Source organism: Streptomyces caelestis, assembly GCF_014205255.1.
In the GTDB taxonomy this organism is placed as follows: Bacteria; Actinomycetota; Actinomycetes; order Streptomycetales; family Streptomycetaceae; genus Streptomyces; species Streptomyces caelestis.
In genome coordinates, this window is record NZ_JACHNE010000001.1 from 1,337,886 (window position 1) to 1,353,769 (window position 15,884).

Annotated in this window: 18 protein-coding genes; 11 read left to right on the forward strand and 7 right to left on the reverse strand. The window is 72.2% G+C overall.

Going from position 1 to position 15,884, the window contains the following annotated elements; all coding sequences use genetic code 11:
* Positions 1 to 56 precede the first annotated feature (56 nt).
* Positions 57 to 1,055, forward strand: a complete 999-nt coding sequence (locus HDA41_RS05970) for a DUF8017 domain-containing protein (protein WP_184981377.1) — start codon at positions 57 to 59, stop codon at positions 1,053 to 1,055.
* Between the two features lie 66 nt (positions 1,056 to 1,121).
* On the opposite strand, the gene HDA41_RS05975 is transcribed toward HDA41_RS05970, so the two are convergent.
* Positions 1,122 to 1,379 carry a phospholipase D-like domain-containing protein gene (locus HDA41_RS05975; protein WP_184981379.1) on the reverse strand — a complete coding sequence of 86 codons (258 nt, stop codon included), beginning with the start codon at positions 1,377 to 1,379 and terminating at the stop codon, positions 1,122 to 1,124.
* A gap of 103 nt (positions 1,380 to 1,482) precedes the next feature.
* Between HDA41_RS05975 and HDA41_RS05980 the strand changes: the two genes are divergently transcribed.
* A complete protein-coding gene (locus HDA41_RS05980) occupies positions 1,483 to 2,787 on the forward strand; it encodes an MFS transporter (protein ID WP_184981381.1) in 1,305 nt (434 codons plus the stop codon).
* Here the strand turns inward: HDA41_RS05980 and HDA41_RS05985 are convergent.
* Entirely contained in the window at positions 2,749 to 3,594 is an 846-nt protein-coding gene (locus HDA41_RS05985; RefSeq protein WP_184981383.1) for a spermidine synthase, read from the reverse strand. The two genes, HDA41_RS05980 and HDA41_RS05985, sit on opposite strands and share 39 nt — an antisense overlap.
* A 98-nt stretch (positions 3,595 to 3,692) precedes the next feature.
* Entirely contained in the window at positions 3,693 to 4,862 is a 1,170-nt protein-coding gene (tuf, locus tag HDA41_RS05990) for an elongation factor Tu (protein WP_184981385.1), read from the reverse strand.
* A gap of 336 nt (positions 4,863 to 5,198) precedes the next feature.
* Between tuf and HDA41_RS05995 the strand changes: the two genes are divergently transcribed.
* On the forward strand, positions 5,199 to 5,990 hold the full coding sequence (locus HDA41_RS05995; protein WP_184981387.1) for a TVP38/TMEM64 family protein: 792 nt from the start codon (positions 5,199 to 5,201) through the stop codon (positions 5,988 to 5,990).
* Positions 5,991 to 6,012: 22 nt separating this feature from the next.
* Here HDA41_RS05995 and HDA41_RS06000 read toward each other — a convergent pair whose 3' ends face one another.
* Entirely contained in the window at positions 6,013 to 7,182 is a 1,170-nt protein-coding gene (locus tag HDA41_RS06000; protein WP_184981389.1) for a thiolase family protein, read from the reverse strand.
* A gap of 94 nt (positions 7,183 to 7,276) precedes the next feature.
* On the opposite strand from HDA41_RS06000, the gene HDA41_RS06005 reads away from it, so the two are divergent.
* The 3 genes from HDA41_RS06005 (at position 7,277) to HDA41_RS06015 (ending at position 9,062) form a co-directional block, all read left to right on the forward strand.
* Positions 7,277 to 7,747 (forward strand): winged helix-turn-helix transcriptional regulator, encoded by a 471-nt coding sequence (locus tag HDA41_RS06005; protein ID WP_184981391.1) that lies wholly within the window; start codon positions 7,277 to 7,279, stop codon positions 7,745 to 7,747.
* A 162-nt stretch (positions 7,748 to 7,909) separates the two neighbouring features.
* Positions 7,910 to 8,785 (forward strand): undecaprenyl-diphosphate phosphatase, encoded by an 876-nt coding sequence (locus HDA41_RS06010; protein WP_184981393.1) that lies wholly within the window; start codon positions 7,910 to 7,912, stop codon positions 8,783 to 8,785.
* Positions 8,786 to 8,882: 97 nt separating this feature from the next.
* On the forward strand, positions 8,883 to 9,062 hold the full coding sequence (locus HDA41_RS06015; RefSeq protein ID WP_184981395.1) for a hypothetical protein: 180 nt from the start codon (positions 8,883 to 8,885) through the stop codon (positions 9,060 to 9,062).
* A 22-nt stretch (positions 9,063 to 9,084) separates the two neighbouring features.
* Here the strand turns inward: HDA41_RS06015 and HDA41_RS06020 are convergent, their stop codons facing one another.
* Entirely contained in the window at positions 9,085 to 9,786 is a 702-nt protein-coding gene (locus tag HDA41_RS06020; RefSeq protein ID WP_376706768.1) for a DUF4291 domain-containing protein, read from the reverse strand.
* A gap of 38 nt (positions 9,787 to 9,824) precedes the next feature.
* Here HDA41_RS06020 and HDA41_RS06025 point away from each other — a divergent pair, with 38 nt between their 5' ends.
* The gene (locus tag HDA41_RS06025; protein WP_184981397.1) at positions 9,825 to 10,295 is read left to right on the forward strand and encodes a nuclear transport factor 2 family protein; all 471 of its coding nucleotides are present in this window, start codon (positions 9,825 to 9,827) and stop codon (positions 10,293 to 10,295) included.
* Between the two features lie 68 nt (positions 10,296 to 10,363).
* Complete coding sequence (gene lnt / locus HDA41_RS06030) at positions 10,364 to 11,938, forward strand: apolipoprotein N-acyltransferase (protein ID WP_184981399.1); 1,575 nt, start codon at positions 10,364 to 10,366, stop codon at positions 11,936 to 11,938.
* Here the strand turns inward: lnt and HDA41_RS06035 are convergent.
* Both HDA41_RS06035 and HDA41_RS06040 read right to left on the reverse strand, forming a co-directional pair.
* A complete protein-coding gene (locus HDA41_RS06035; RefSeq protein ID WP_184981401.1) occupies positions 11,862 to 12,767 on the reverse strand; it encodes a Gfo/Idh/MocA family protein in 906 nt (301 codons plus the stop codon). The genes lnt and HDA41_RS06035 overlap by 77 nt on opposite strands.
* The gene (locus HDA41_RS06040; protein ID WP_184981403.1) at positions 12,764 to 13,999 is read right to left on the reverse strand and encodes an FAD-dependent monooxygenase; all 1,236 of its coding nucleotides are present in this window, start codon (positions 13,997 to 13,999) and stop codon (positions 12,764 to 12,766) included. The genes HDA41_RS06035 and HDA41_RS06040 overlap by 4 nt, the downstream gene beginning before the upstream one ends.
* A gap of 105 nt (positions 14,000 to 14,104) precedes the next feature.
* On the opposite strand from HDA41_RS06040, the gene HDA41_RS06045 reads away from it, so the two are divergent.
* From HDA41_RS06045 to HDA41_RS42240, 3 genes are all read left to right on the forward strand, one after another.
* A complete protein-coding gene (locus HDA41_RS06045; RefSeq protein WP_184981405.1) occupies positions 14,105 to 14,695 on the forward strand; it encodes a TetR/AcrR family transcriptional regulator in 591 nt (196 codons plus the stop codon).
* A gap of 42 nt (positions 14,696 to 14,737) precedes the next feature.
* Complete coding sequence (locus HDA41_RS06050; protein WP_184981407.1) at positions 14,738 to 15,250, forward strand: DinB family protein; 513 nt, start codon at positions 14,738 to 14,740, stop codon at positions 15,248 to 15,250.
* 271 nt (positions 15,251 to 15,521) lie between these two features.
* Entirely contained in the window at positions 15,522 to 15,878 is a 357-nt protein-coding gene (locus HDA41_RS42240; protein ID WP_311772134.1) for a hypothetical protein, read from the forward strand.
* The last annotated feature ends 6 nt before the right edge of the window (positions 15,879 to 15,884 follow it).

A 15,884-nucleotide genomic window follows, 5' to 3' on the forward strand; every position in this document is an offset into this window, starting at 1 on the left:
CTCCGTCAACGGCCGGTGACCGGATCGTGGCCGATGCACAGCTAGGGTGACTGCCCATGTGGCCAGGACAGCAACCGCCCGGGGGCGAGCAGAACCCGCAGCAGGACAACCCGTATCAGCAACCGGGTTACCAGCAGCCGAATCCGTACCAGCAGCCGGGCTACCAGCAGCCCAACCCCTATGGACAGCAGCCTCAGTGGGGTGCCCCCTCGCCGGCCGGCGTTCCCGAGCCCCCGCGGGGCGGCGGCAACCGGACGAAACTGGTCGCGGTCGTGGCGGCGACAGCGGTGGTCGTGGCGGCCGGTGTCACCGGCTTCCTGGTGCTGGGCGGCGACCAGGACGACACGGCGGACGGCGGCAGCGGCAAGGACGGCAAGGCACCGGTGAGCGCGTCCGCTGAGCCGAGCACGCCCACCACAGAGGACAACCCCCGCAACGGTGAGGACGCCAAGCCCACGATCAAGGGCTGGAAGGTAGTCATCAACCCCAAGTGGGGCACGGCCTTCGACGTCCCGCCGGACTGGGAGGTGCAGCCCCCCAATTCGTACATCTCCTTCGAGGACGAGAAGTCGGACGAGGCCAAGAAGCTCATCACCATGTCGGCACCCACGCTGTACCGGTCCAAGTGGTGCACGAGCGACGAGGACAAGGACGGCAGGACCGAGAGCGAGGCGCTGGCCGCAGCGGGCACCAAGGGCGCCGACGGCGCCAAGAACACCGACGAGATCGCCGTGATCAACGCGGCGTTGTGGGTGTACGGCGGCTACACCCAGCCGGACAAGAAGAGCGTCAAGACCGACGACAAGGCCACGGCCTACACAACGGCCGCGGGTGTGAAGGGCAGCGTCGCCTGGGCGTGGTCGGAGAACACGCCCGACAAGAGCAAGTGCGCGAGCGACGGCAAGGCGGTCGCCTTCGGCTTCAAGAACTCGGCCGGCGACTTCGTCTCGTGGAACTTCTTCGGGGCCAGGGGAGTCAAGAACGAGGTCCCCAAGGAGACCATCATGAAGGTCCTCAGCACGGTACGACTGCACGGGGAGCCGACCGGGGGCTGACCCGGAAACGGAGGCCCGCCCCCTGCGACGGGGGCGGGCCCGGCTCACCGAAGCATCGCGAGGGGGTCAGCCCTTCAGGTTCCCGCGGTAGACCCAGCGCCCCGAGATGGACTCGTCGTCCACGCGGCAGCTGCCGATGCAGACCCAGGGGTTGCCGGAGGAGTTGGTGCAGTCCCAGTAGGCGTGCACCTTGTTGTTCTTGTAGACGTAGTCGACCACCCTGGCGTTCGCCGAGAAGCCGGCGTGGACTGCGGCCTTCTCCTTGACGACCATGTAGTCGTGGGACGTCGGCTGGCACTTGAAACCGGCCGCCGAAGCGAACAAGTCGCGGACATGACACGACAAGAGCAAGATCAATTTATCGGTGCGTCACAACGGCGCGCAAAACCGTTTGGCGACAAGGGCCCCGGGCGGGGATAGTCGCCCGGTGACGTCCCCGACCGCCTCCTCTCCGAGCTCTCGCCGACCCTCCTGGGCGGGCCGCAACTACTCCCTGCTGACCGCCGCCGCGGTCGTCACCGGTCTGGGCAGCCACGGCGCCCTGATCGCGGCGGCGTTCGCGGTCCTCGAAGCAGGCGGCGACGGCGGCGACGTCGGCCTGGTGGCGGCGGCGCGGACGCTGCCTCTGGTGCTGTTCCTGCTGATCGGCGGCGCCGTCGCGGACCGGCTGCCCCGGCACCATGTGATGGTCGCGGCCAACGTCCTGAACTGCCTCTCGCAGGCCGCCTTCGCGGCCTTGGTGCTGACCGGGGAGCCCCGGCTGTGGCACATGCTGCTGCTCGCCGCGCTCGGCGGTACCGGCCAGGCCTTCTTCGGACCGGCCGCCGAGGGCATGCTGATGTCCTCGGTCGAGGGCGAGCACGCGGGCCGCGCGTTCGCCGTGTTCCGGATGGCGATGCAGGGCGCCACCCTCGGTGGTGCCGCGCTCGGTGGTGCCATGGTCGCGGCGATCGGGCCCGGCTGGGTGCTCGCGGCGGACGCGGCGGCCTTCGCGCTCGCCGGGGCGCTGCGGGCCTTCCTGGACGTCGGCCACATCCCGCCCCGCGCCCCGGGCGGCGGCCTGCTCGCCGACCTGCGGGACGGCTGGCACGAGTTCGCGGGCCGACCCTGGCTGTGGGGCATCGTCGTCCAGTTCTCCATCGCCAACGCGGTCGTCGCCGCCGCGGACGCGGTCTACGGCCCACTCGTCGCCCGCGACCACCTCGGTGGTGCGGGCCCCTGGGGACTCGCCCTGGGCGCGTTCGGCGCGGGCACCGTCGCCGGCGCCCTGCTGATGACCCGCTGGAAACCCCGCCGGCTGCTCCTCGCCGGCACCCTCTGCGTGTTCCCCCTGGCCCTGCCCTCGGCCGCCCTCGCCGTCCCGGTGCCGATCGGCGTCCTGTTCGGAGTGATGTTCGTCGCCGGAGCGACGGTGGAGGTGTTCGGCGTGTCCTGGATGACGGCACTGCACCAGGAGATCCCCGAGCACAAGCTCTCCCGCGTCTCGGCGTACGACTGGTTCGGCTCCGTCGCGCTGGTCCCCCTCGCCACGGCCTCGGCCGGCCCGGCCGAGGAGGCCTTCGGCCGCACGGCGGCCCTGTGGGGCTGCGCCGGCCTGGTCGTCCTGGTCACCGCGGCCGTGCTGTGCGTACCGGACGTACGCAATCTGCGCCGCCGGACCACACCGGTGGCCAAGGGCGGCCTCGCGCACGCGTCAGCCGATGCCGAACGCCCCGTCGGGGGGCTCGGGTGACGGCACGGCGTCCTCGTCCCGCACCGCCCGCGCACCGCCGATGAACGCCCGCAGGGCGACGCCGTGTTCGACCCGGGCGGGGAAGGCGTCGGCGGCGGTGAGCCGGGCCAGGGCGGCGATGTCGATCGGCTGCCGCCCGGCGACGAGCACGGCGTTCCCGAACCGCCGCCCCCGCAGCACCGCCGGCTCGGCGATCAGCACCAGCTCCTCGAAGACGGTGGCCAGCGTGGCGAGTTGCGACCGCAGGAAGCCGAAAGGAGCTGCGTCGGGGAGATTGGCGAGATAGACCCCGGTCCCCCGCAGCACCCGGGCGGCCTCACGGACGTAGGTGACCGATGTGAGGTGGGCCGGCACCCGCGACCCGCTGAAGACGTCCGCGAGGAGAACGTCCGCCGAGGCCGCGGGAGCGTTCTCCAGCCAGAGGCGCGCGTCCGCCGCGTGCAGGGCGATGTTCGCGCCCTGGGGCAACGGCAGATGCCCGGACACCAGCTCCAGCAGCCCCCGGTCGGCCTCGACGACGTCCTGCCGTGACCCCGGCCGGGTCACGGCCACGTACCGCGGCAAGGTGAACGCCCCACCCCCGAGATGCACCACGTCCAGCGCCCGCCCCGGCTCGGCCACGACATCCAGCACATGCCCGAGCCGCCTTGTGTACTCGAACTCCAGATGCGTGGGGTCGTCGAGATCGACGTAGGACTGCGGCGCCCCGTCCACGGTCAGCAACCAGGCCCGTTCCCGATCGATGTCGGGCATCAGCTTGGCGGTGCCGTGATCGACGTCGCGTGTCACGGGGATGAGCTCGTTCACCATCTCATTGTGCCTGCGGGGCGGCCCCCTCAGGGGCGCGGGGAACTGCGCGACCAGCCGCATCCGGCCCGCAGTCCCCCACGCACGGCAGGAGGCGATCACCCGACGGCAGTCACGGTCCCCGCCCCCACGGTCCGCCCACCCTCACGAATGGCGAACCCGAGCCCCGCCTCCAGCGGCACGTCCCTCCCCAGCTCCACGGTCATGACAACCGTGTCTCCGGGCCGGGCCGCAGCGACCTCCCCCAGGTCGACGTCCCCGACCACATCCGCCGTACGGATGTAGAACTGCGGCCGGTACCCGCTGGAGACAGCGGTCGTACGCCCGCCCTCACGCGCGGACAGCACATACACCTGCGCAGTGAAGCGACGACTCGGCACGACGCTGCCCGGCGCGGCGACGACCTGCCCCCGCCGGACGGCATCCCGCGGAACCCCGCGCAGCAGCAACGCCACGTTGTCCCCGGCCTGCGCCTCCTCCATCGGCTTGCCGAAGGTCTCCAGCCCCGTGACCACCGTCTCGACGGAAGCCTCGAGCACCTCGACCTTGTCCCCGACCCGCACCACGCCCCGCTCCACCGCACCGGTGACCACGGTCCCCCGCCCGGTGATGGTCAGCACGTTCTCCACCGACAGCAGGAACGGCGCGTCCAGATACCGCTCCGGCATCGGCACGTACGTGTCCACCGCGTCGAGCAGCGCCTCGATCGAGGCCGTCCAGCGCGGGTCCCCTTCCAGCGCCTTCAGGCCGGAGACGCGCACCACGGGTACGGAGTCACCGCCGTAGCCGTGCGCGGTGAGCAGGTCGCGTACCTCCAGCTCGACCAGGTCGGTCAGCTCCTCGTCGCCCGCGTCGGCCTTGTTGAGGGCGACCACGATGTGGTCGACGCCCACCTGCCGGGCGAGCAGCACGTGTTCGGCGGTCTGCGGCATGACCCCGTCGAGCGCGGAGACGACGAGGATCGCCCCGTCGAGCTGCGCGGCGCCGGTGACCATGTTCTTGACGTAGTCGGCATGGCCCGGCATGTCGACGTGCGCGTAGTGCCGCGTGTCGGTCTCGTACTCGACGTGCGCGATGTTGATGGTGATGCCGCGCGCCGCCTCCTCGGGCGCCCGGTCGATCCGGTCGAACGGCACGAAGGTGCCGGTGCCGCGCTCGGCGAGGACCTTGGTGATGGCGGCCGTCAGGGTGGTCTTGCCGTGGTCGACATGACCCATCGTGCCGATGTTGAGGTGCGGTTTCGTGCGGATGTAGGCCGTCTTGGACATGGCTGTACCTCGAAGCGTCTCGTCATGAAGCGGGACCCCGAGGACCTGCCCGACCCTCCCCTGGCGGGGTCCGCCGGACGAAACCGGAGAGGGTCAGCTTCGGGCGCCGTCGGCAACGGCCGTGAGAACGGCGACGGCAGCCTTCGGGGCATCCGTGACCACGGATGCTGCGAGGGTGAAGGCGTGCCGGAACATGAGACAGATCATTGCCGACGCTTTACCGCACGTCGAACGGTTTTCGTCCGCCCCGCGTACAGGTAATGCGTACGGCTGCCTGTGACGCTCGTGAGACGGACCATACGGCGATCACACACATTTGTCGGTTAGTGTCACCGGATGCTCGATGCCACCACCCGTTCTGGGGGCACCGCCACGGCCTCTCCCCGGGCCACCTCCGCGGAGCTCGCCGTCGCCGCTTCCCCGGCAACGACCGCCTCGCCCGTCGTCTCCACCGGTTTCGCCGCTCGCTGCACGAGAGTTCTGCTCTCCCCGTGGTCCCGGCTCTCCCTGCTCGTCGCGCTGCTCGCCGCCGGTGCCTGCGGGGTCCTGCTGTTCGAGCCGCAGCGGTTGCTGACGCAGGGCTGGCCGCCACAGCTCGGCGGAGCCATGGCGGCGCTGGTGTTCGCGGCCGCGTACGGCGTGTGCACCGTGGCGTTCGTGCCGAGGCCGCTGCTGAATCTCGCGGCGGGGGCGCTGTTCGGTTCGCAGGTGGGCACCGGCGTGGCGCTGGCGGGGACGGTGCTCGGTGCCGGGATCGCCTTCTGCCTGGGCCGGGCGCTGGGCCAGGACGCCCTGCGGCCGCTGCTGCGCGGGCGCTGGCTGAAGGCCGCGGACGGCCAGCTCAGCCGGCACGGCTTCCGCTCGATGCTGGCGGTGCGGCTCTTCCCCGGGGTGCCGTTCTGGGCCTCGAACTACTGCGCCTCGGTCTCCCGCATGGGCCTGCTGCCGTTCCTGCTGGCGACGGGCCTCGGCTCGATCCCGAACACCGCCGCCTACGTCGTCGCCGGCGCCCGCGCCTCCACCCCGACGTCCCCCGCCTTCCTGATCGCCCTGGCCTGCATCGCCCTGCCCGCGCTGGCGGGCGTGGTGATGGCCTGGCGCAAGCGGCACAGCCTGCGCCGGCTCTGACGAACCGTTACACGCGCCCCGCTCACACGCGTTCCAGCACCATGGCGTTGGCGAGCCCGCCCGCCTCGCACATGGTCTGGAGCGCGTACCGGGCGCCCCGTTCCCGCATCGCGTGCACCAGTGTCGTCGTCAGGCGGGTGCCGCTCGCGCCGAGGGGGTGGCCGAGCGCGATGGCGCCGCCGTGCACGTTGACCCGGGCGAGGTCGGCGCCGGTCTCCTGCTGCCAGGCCAGGACGACGGCCGCGAACGCCTCGTTGACTTCGAACAGGTCGATGTCGTCGAGGGCCAGCGACGCCTTGCGCAGCACCTTCTCGGTCGCCGGGACGACACCCGTGAGCATCAGCAGCGGGTCGGAGCCGGTGACGGCGAAGCTGTGCAGCCGGGCGAGCGGGCGCAGGCCCAGACGGGCCGCCGTCTCGCTCGACGTGACGAGCACCGCCGAGGCACCGTCGTTGATGGGGCTCGCGTTGCCCGCCGTGACGTTCCACTCGATCTGCGGGAAGCGCTCGGCGAAGCCGGGGTCGTAGTAGGCGGACTTCAGGCCGGCGAGGGTCTCGGTGGTGCTGCCGGGCCGTACGCACTCGTCGCGCGTGAAGTCCTCCAGGGGCGCGACCTCGGCGTCGAAGAGCCCGCCGTCCCAGGCCGCCGCGGCCTTCAGGTGCGACGAGACGGCGAAGTCGTCCATCTGCTCGCGGCCGATCGACCACTTGGCGGCGATGAGCTCCGCGCTGATGCCCTGCGGGACGAGCCCCTCGGGGTAGCGCTCGGCGATCCCGGGGCCGAAGGGGTCCGTGCCGGCGGGCACGTTCGACCACATCGGCACCCGGCTCATCGACTCGACCCCGCAGGCCACGACGAGGTCGTACGCGCCCGCCAGGACGCCCTGCGCCGCGAAGTGCACGGCCTGCTGGGAGGAGCCGCACTGGCGGTCCACGGTGGTCGCGGGTACCGACTCGGGGAAGCCCGCGGACAGGGCGGCGTAGCGGGTGGTGTTCATGGCCTGCTCGCCGACCTGGTCGACGGTGCCGCCGATGACGTCGTCGATCAGCGCCGGGTCGACGCCGGAGCGTTCGACGAGGGTGCGCAGGGTGTGGGCGAGGAGCTCGACCGGGTGGACGTGCGCGAGGGCGCCGTTCTGCTTGCCCTTGCCGATCGGGGTGCGTACGGCTTCGACGATGACTGCGTCACGCATGGTGCGGGCCTCCACGACTACCGGCGAGTAGGAAATCCAAACTCACGGTAGCCCGCAGAGTTGGAAATTCCAACCCTCTCCTAGACTGAGCTTCATGGCCGCCAGCAAAGACCCGCGCCCCTGCTCCATCGCCGACACCCTGGCCCTCGTGGGCGAGAAGTACTCCCTGCTCGTGCTGCGGGAGGTGTGCCTCGGCAACGGGCGGTTCGACCAGCTGGTGCGCAACATCGGCGCACCGCGCGACATCCTCGCCGCGCGGCTGCGCCGGCTCGTCGACGCCGGGATCCTGGTCAGGCAGCTCTACAGCGAGCGTCCGCAGCGCTTCGAGTACCGGCCGACCCGGGCCGGGCTGGAACTGGAGCCGGTACTGATGACCCTCATGACCTGGGGCGACCGCCACCTTCGGACGGACGGCGACCGTCCGATGGTCGTGGAGCACTCCTGCGGCCGGGCGCTCGCCCCGGTGGTCACCTGCCGGGCCTGCGGCGACGAGGTGCGCCACGAGGACCTCACGGCCCACCCCCAGACGCCCGGCTGGACGGTGACCGGACCGGCGGCGGCCTGACCCCGCCCCTGCTGCGGGGCCCCCGCCAAACCCCTGTGTCGGAGCCGTCATCCGGGGACGCTACGCTTCCCCCTCGGCACACCTGATCCCCCGGTCCTCGCACCCGGCGGCCCGGTGTGCCCGTCGTCCGTTCCACGATCGGCACTTGGACTCCGCTACCTCATGTCTTGGTTCGAATCACTCATCCTCGGACTCGTCCAGGGGCTGACCGAGTTCCTCCCCGTCTCCTCCAGCGCGCACCTGCGGCTGACGGCGGCCTTCTCGGGCTGGGAGGACCCGGGCGCGGCCTTCACGGCGATCACCCAGATCGGCACCGAGGCCGCCGTGCTGATCTACTTCCGCAAGGACATCGGGCGGATCATCTCGGCGTGGACGCGCTCGCTCACGAACAAGGCGCTGCGCAGCGACCCGGACGCGCGGATGGGCTGGCTGGTCATCGTCGGCTCGATCCCGATCGGTGTGCTCGGCGTGACGCTGAAGGACCAGATCGAGGGGCCGTTCCGCGACCTGCGGATCACCGCGACGATGCTGATCGGCATGGGCATCGTCCTGGGCGTCGCCGACCGGCTCGCCGCCCGGGACGAAAAGAGCGGCCGGCACCGCGCGCCCAAGCAGCGCAAGGCCCTGGAGGACCTGGGCGTACGGGACGGCCTGATCTACGGCGTCTGCCAGGCCATGGCGCTCGTCCCGGGCGTCTCCCGCTCCGGCGCCACCATCAGCGGCGGCCTGTTCATGGGCTACAAGCGCGAGGCGGCGGCCCGCTACTCCTTCCTGCTCGCGATCCCCGCGGTGCTCGCCTCCGGCCTGTTCGAGCTCAAGGACGCGACGGAGGGCGGCCATGTCTCGTGGGGACCGACGATCTTCGCGACGGTCATCGCCTTCGCGGTCGGCTACGCGGTGATCGCGTGGTTCATGAAGTTCATCTCGACCAAGAGCTTCATGCCGTTCGTCTACTACCGCATCGCGCTCGGCATCGTCATCATCGCCCTGGTGACGATGGGGGAGCTGAGCCCGCACGCGGCCGAGTCGGCGGGCTGACCCGGCCGCCTGTGATCCGCATCTCGTGACCAACCGCATAGGGATCGGGTAGCCGTCCGGTAGCGGGCTGTCAGTGGCTGCCCCTAGGCTTGTCCGCATGTCCCCCGATTTCTTGACCCCTGGTTCCGTGCGGTCCGCTGCCGAGGTCAACGAGGAGATCCGTGCGCTCTGGCGGCGCACGGGCGGCACCCTGTCGGCCGAGGAGCGCGCGGAGTACGAGCTGCTGGTCGTCGAGTGGGCGGCCGCGATGCGCGGCGCCGTCGTCAAGGCGGCCTGACCGTCGCTGCCTCTCACACCCCCTAGGCGCGCAGACGCGCGAGCACCTCGTCCTCGACGGGGTACGGCCGCTCCTCGGGCAACAGCCCGGCGGCCGCACCGAGTTCACCCGCCCGCACCAGCGCATGGACCTCCGTGGCGAGCGGCGTGACGTCCTCGATCCCCACGATCCACTCGTCGGCGTACCGCGCCGCCGCCTCCCCCGCGAGCCCCAGCTGGAGCGAACGGTGCGGAAGCGGGTTGAGATACAGGTCCCGCTCCGGATCCCACTGCACCCGCGCCGGCGCCCGCCTCAACTGCCGCTTCCAGTCGGCCGCCTCGCCGTGCAGGGCCGGGACGTGATGGGACAGGCAGGCGTTGCGCAGCGCCCAGTGGAAGCCCTCACGGCTGATCTCGATCGCCAGGACCGTCTCCTGGCCCTCCTTGGTCCCCCAGCCGCAGCGGTACATCATCCACAGGAACGACGGCTTGATCCATGTCATGCGGTCGCGCTTCCAGGAGGACGGGAAGCGTCCGTGGCGGGCGGCGGGGCCGCCGATCTCCGGGCGGTAGGCCTGGTAGACGGTGATCGTGGACTCGGTGTGGCGGGCGCGTATCCGGAATCTCGGTTCGTTCGGTTCGTTCGGTTCGTTCGGTTCGTTCGGTTCGTTCGGTTCGTTCTGATCGTTCACGAAGGACAGGCTGGGCCCCGGCGGCCCTCCCCGGCCACCGAATATCCCGCACATCCCTTGGCTCCGCCCCTGCCATGCCCAACACTGAGCCGATGACGCAGCGCGTGGAGCTCGCCACCGTGAGGGACCGACTGGCCGTCGACGAAGTGATCACCGACTACGCGGTGGCGGTCGACGACGGTGACTGGGAGGCGTACCGAGGACTGTTCGTCCCTCAGGGCCGGGCGGACTACCGCTCGGCCGGCGGCATCGAGGGGGAGGCCGCGGCGGTCGCCGCCTGGCTCGCCGAGAGCATGCGGCTGTTCCCGACGCGACAGCACCTGATCGTCAACCGACGGGTGCGCTTCGGTCTCTGGGAACAGGACACCGGCGACACGGCCCGGGTCCAGGCCGACTACGTCAATCCCATGGCCACCGAGGGGCCCGCGCCCGACTTCGTGTGCGGCGGCCGGTACGCCTTCGCGCTGCGGCGCACGATCGACGGCTGGCGGCTGAGCGAGGTGGTCGTACGGGAGAAGTGGCGGCGCCTTCCCGAGCGGCAGGCGGCACCTGTGGTCAACTGACCCGGCGTCCTCTGTCCTAGATCGTCCGCAGGGCGCACACTGGAGGCACCACGGGGTAGGAGGCGCCTATGAAGACGCTCGGCCACTGGCTTGCCTCCCCATGGCGGCGCTCGGCCGCCGCCGTGATCGCGGGCGCCCTCCCCGTACTCGCCTATCCCGCCCCGTCCCTGTGGTGGTGGGCCTACATCGCCCTGGTCCCCTGGATCCTGCTGGTGCGCACGGCGCCGACCGGGAAACGGGCGGCGTACGACGGCTGGTGCGGCGGCTTCGGCTTCATGCTGGCCGTGCACCACTGGCTGCTGCCCTTCCTGCACGTGTTCACGTTCGTCCTCGCCGCGCTGCTGGGCGCGTTGTGGGCCCTGTGGGGATGGCTCGTGCACCGGCTGCTGGCGGGCGTGCCCGCGCGGCGGCGGATCGCGGCCGCTCTCGTCGTCGTGCCGTCCGGCTGGCTGGCGATCGAGCTGGTCCGCTCCTGGCAGGGCCTCGGCGGCCCCTGGGGCATGCTCGGCTCCAGTCAGTGGCAGGTCGAGCCGGCGCTGCGGCTGGCCTCGGTCGGCGGGGTGTGGCTGCTCAGCTTCCTGGTCGTGGCCGTCAACGTCGCGGTCGCCGTCCTCGTCGCGGTCCGTCAGGCCCGTGTGCCCGCCGTGGCCGCTCTCGTCGCCACGGCCGCCGCCGCTTCCGCCGCCTGGACCCTCTCGCCCCGCCCCGCCGTCGACGGCCAGGTCAGGATCGCCGTGGTCCAGCCGGGCGTCATCGACGGCGGCAAGAGCGCGGACCGCCGGTTCGCACGCGAGGAACAGCTCACCCGCCGGCTCGCCGGACAGGACGTCGACCTGATCGTGTGGGGCGAGAGCAGCGTCGGTTTCGACCTCGGGGACCGGCCCGACCTCGCGCGGCGGCTCGCCGGCCTGTCCCGCGCGACGGGCGCCGACATCCTGGTCAACGTGGACGCCCGGCGCTCCGACATGCCCGGCATCTACAAGAGCTCCGTCCTGGTGGGGCCCGACGGTCTCACCGGCGAGCGCTACGACAAGATGCGGCTCGTCCCCTTCGGCGAGTACGTCCCGGCCCGCTCCCTGCTCGGCTGGGCCACCTCCGTCGGCAAGGCGGCGGGCGAGGACCGCAGGCGCGGCTCCCAGCCGGTCGTGATGAACGTGGGGGACGCCCTGCGCGTCGGCCCGATGGTGTGCTTCGAGACGGCCTTCCCCGACATGACCCGCCACCTCACCCGGGAGGGCGTCGACGTGCTGATCGGCCAGTCGTCGACGTCCACGTTCCAGCAGAGCTGGGCGCCCGAGCAGCACGCCTCACTGGCCGCGCTGCGCGCCGCCGAGACCGGCCGCCCGATGGTGCACGCGACGCTGACGGGTGTCTCCGCCGTCTACGGCCCGAGCGGGCAGCGCGTCGGTTCGTGGCTCGGCACGGACGCGTCCGCCGCGCAGGTCTACGAGATCCCCCTCGCCCACGGCACCACGCCGTACGTCCGCCTCGGCGACTGGACCGTGCACGCGGCCATGCTGATCCTCGCCGCCTGGGCCGCCGGCGAGGGCGTACGGACGCTGCGGCTCAGGCGGCCCGCTCCCGAACCGCGCGTACCACCCGTTCGCACAGCTCATGGGTCTCCAGCGCGTCCCGGGCGCTGAGCACCTTGCCCGCCCGCACCGCGTCGAGGAACGACAGCACCGCCTGCTCGATCCCGCGCTGCCGGGCCACCGGCACCCAGTCGCCGCGCCGCCGCACGGTCGGCTGCCCCTTGTGGTCGACGACCTCGGCGAGGTTGATCACCTGCCGCTTGGTGTCCTGCCCGGACACCTCCAGGATCTCCTCGGCCGAACCACTGAGCCGGTTCATCACGCCGAGCGCGGTGAAGCCGTCTCCGGCGAGCTGGAGCACGACGTGGTGGAGCAGGCCGTCCCGGACACGGGCGCGCACGGTGACGTCGTCGACCTCGCCGGGCACCAGGAATCGCAGGGTGTCGACGACGTGGATGAAGTCGTCGAGGATCATCGTGCGCGGCTCCTCGGGGAGCCCGATGCGGTTCTTCTGCATGAGGATCAGCTCGCGCGGATGGTCGGCGCACTGCGTGTAGCCGGGGGCGTGACGCCGGTTGAAGCCGACGGCGAGGCTCACCTCCCGTTCCTCGGCGAGCGCCACCAGCCGAGCGGACTCGTCGAGCGCGTAGGCGAGCGGCTTGTCGACGTACGTCGGCACGCCCGCCTCCAGCAGCCGGGTCACGATCTCCGGGTGCGCGACCGTGGGCGCGTGCACGAAGGCGGCGTCGAGGCCTTGCGCGAGGAGGGAGTCGAGGGTGGTGTGCCGCCGTTCCGGCGGGAGGTGGAGGCCGTCGGCGACCCGGGCGAGCGTGGCGGGCGTGCGGGTCTGGAGGTGCAGCTCCACCCCGGGCTGGAAGGCGAGGACCGGAAGGTAGGCCTTCTGCGCGATGTCGCCGAGTCCGATGCAGCCGACCTTCACGGGGTGCTCTCCTCTACCGGTTGCCTGCCGGGGTCTGCTCGGAGCATACGGCGTCCCCCACTCCCGGCTTCGCTCGAGCGGGCGGTGTCCCCAGGCGGCCGCCAGTCGGTGATGCCGTCGAAGCCGCGCAGGAACAGGGCGGGTCCGGCCTTCGACAGCGCGGCCATGGCCGTGTCGCGTACGGCGGTCCCGGCGCGGCTGGTCATGAGGTTGAGGCGGGCGACCCGCACGGCCTGGCGTGCGATGGCGGTCGTCCGGGGCAGCCGGGCGGCGGTGTAGGCGCTCAGGTCGTCGCAGTGGTGCGCGAGGACGATCGCGTCCTCGATGGCCTGGTTGCCGCCCTGGCCCAGGGTCGGGGGCATGGCGTGCGCGGCGTCGCCGACCAGGGCGACCCGGCCGCGGTGGTAGGCGGGCAGCGGTTCGGCGATGTGGTGGACGTCGTGCCGCAGTACGTCCTCGGGGCGGGCGGCGGCGAGCACGGCGGGGACCGGGTCGTGCCAGTCGCCGAAGCGGCGCAGCAACTCGGCCTTCTCGTCGTCGGGCGCGCGTCCACCGGCGGGTGCCACGGCGGCGGCGTAGGCGTAGACGCGGCCGTCCTTGAGCGGGTGCGTGCCCCAGATGCGGCCCCTGCCCCACGTCTCGTGCGAGGCGAACTGCACGCCGGGGACGGGGATCACGACCCGCCAGGTGGTGAACCCGGAGTAGACGGGCCCCGGGTGGCCGGGGAAGAGCGCGCGGCGTGCGGCGGACCGGATACCGTCGGCGCCCACCACCAGGTCGGCCTCCAGCTCGCCGTCCGCGGTCGTGACGCGGGCGGGCCGCCCGGTGTCGCCCCTGTCGGTGAGGGTCGCGGCGGCGGCCGTGCGGACGGCGCCCGGGGGGAGCTGTGCGGCCAGGTGCTCGACGAGGGTGGCGCGGTGCAGGAGCACGAGCGGGCCGCCGAAGCGCTCGGCGGCGGCGTCGGCTGAGGAGCGTGCCAGCCACCGTCCGGAGGGCGTGCGCAGCCCGCCGTCCCCCGCCCAGGCGGCGAGGTCTCGGATCTCGTCGCCGAGGCCGATGACGTCCAGCGCGCGCAGGGAGTTGGGAGCGAGGGAGATGGCGGCGCCGACCGGCTCCAGTGAGCGGGCTCGCTCCAGCACGGTGACCTGCCGGCCGCGCCGGTGCAGTGCGACCGCCGCGGTCAGGCCTCCGATGCCGCCGCCGATCACGACGGCTCGCCTCGCCTGGGTCATGGCTCCTCCTCGAACCTGCGACCGGACCTGCCCGGCCTGGTGACTACACCTGTAGTTCACTGTCGACCGTACTACATCTATAGTGAGACGGGTAGCGTGAGCTCCATGTCCGTACGCGCCGCATCCCCCTCCCGCTCCGACCTCGTCGCCGACACCGCCCTGGCCCTGCTCGCCGAGCGCGGGATGCGGGGCCTCACGCACCGGGCCGTGGACGAGGCGGCCGGGCTCCCCCAGGGCTCCACGTCGAACCTCGCGCGGACCCGGCAGGCCCTGCTGGAACTGGCGGTGCGCCGCCTGGCCGACCGCGAGGCGCGGGTGCTCGCGCTGCACGAGATGCCGGATCCCCGGGCCGGGACCGGCTCCCTGGCGGACGCGCTGGCCCTGGCCGCCCACCGCGCCCTGACCCGCAACCGCGAACTGACCCTCGCCCGCTATGAACTGGCGCTGGAAGCCACCCGCCGACCGGAGCTGCGGGCCTACTTCGACGCGACGGGCGCCCGCTTCCGTGAACAGCTGACCGCCCTCGTCACGGGGATGGGCTCGACGGATCCGGCCCGGCACACGCTGTCGCTCGTCGCCTGGGCGGACGGGTTGATGTTCAGTTGCGTGGCGGGGTCGTTCGGTGCCGAGGTGCCGAGCCTGGAGGAGGTCCGGGCCGGGCTGCGGGAGCTGCTGGACGGGATGCTCGGGGCCTGAAAACCCGTGGTGCGGCAAGGGGCGTTGGGAAAGGATGTGGGCATGACGACCGAACGCCGTATGCCTGCCACCACCGCCGACGAACGCACGATGCTGGAGGGCTGGCTGGAGTTCCACCGGCAGACCCTCGCGTGGAAGTGCGAGGGCCTGAGCGACGAGCAGCTCAGGTCCCCCGCCGTGGAGCCCTCCGAACTCTCCCTGCTGGGCCTGGTGCGGCACATGGCGGACGTGGAGCGGAGCTGGTTCCGCCGGGTGCTGACGAACGAGGACGCGGCGCCGCTCTACTGGAGCGACGAGGACCCGGACGGCGAGTTCCATCTGACCGGAGCGGACACCTACGAGGACGCGCACGCCGCCTGGCAGGCAGAGATCGAGACCGCCCGGACCAACGCCGCCCGCTTCGGCCTGGACGACCTCTCCGAGGGCAAGCACCGCCGCACCGGCGAGCGGTTCAACCTGCGGTGGGTCTACACCCACATGATCGAGGAGTACGCGCGGCACAACGGCCACGCCGACCTGATCCGCGAGCGCATCGACGGCTCGACCGGCGACTGACGTCACCCGGGACGGGCCGACTGCCTCCGTACGGGGTGGGAGATCACCCGTGTGGGGCATGCTGCGCCGGTCCGCCTCCCCGCCGCGGGCCGGACGCACCAGAGTGGCGCGGGTGCATCGAACGACGACCACAGCGACGCTCCTGGTGACCGTGGCTGTCTCGGCCCTCGCCGGCTGTACGACGGTCCGGCATCCCCCCGTTCCCGGCCCGCCGGCAGCCCCGTCCCGGCCGCAGGCGCCACAGCCGGAGGGGCGGACGGAGACACAGACCGTGCAGGCACCGGCCCGCGAGGCCCTGCAGCTCATCGAGGAGTCCCGCCGCCCGGAGCCGACCGCATCCGCATCCCGCCCGGCCACGCCTCCGGCGGCCTCGCCGGAGCGGATGCGGCCGCCGTCCGGCACTCGCGACGCCCGTCCGCGCCCGGCCCGCCCGGAACGTCCCGAACCGGCCCCGCGCAGCCCACGCCGTCCGCACACCGGCCTGCCCGACGTCTCGGAGTCGGTACGTCAGGACGTCCACGAGAACGTCCCGGACAACACGGACGTGTGCGCGCTGGGCAGGCGCTACGGCGGGTGGCGGGCGGACAGTCCGGAGGCGACCATCTGCCGCGACACCTACGGGCGTTGAACCGCG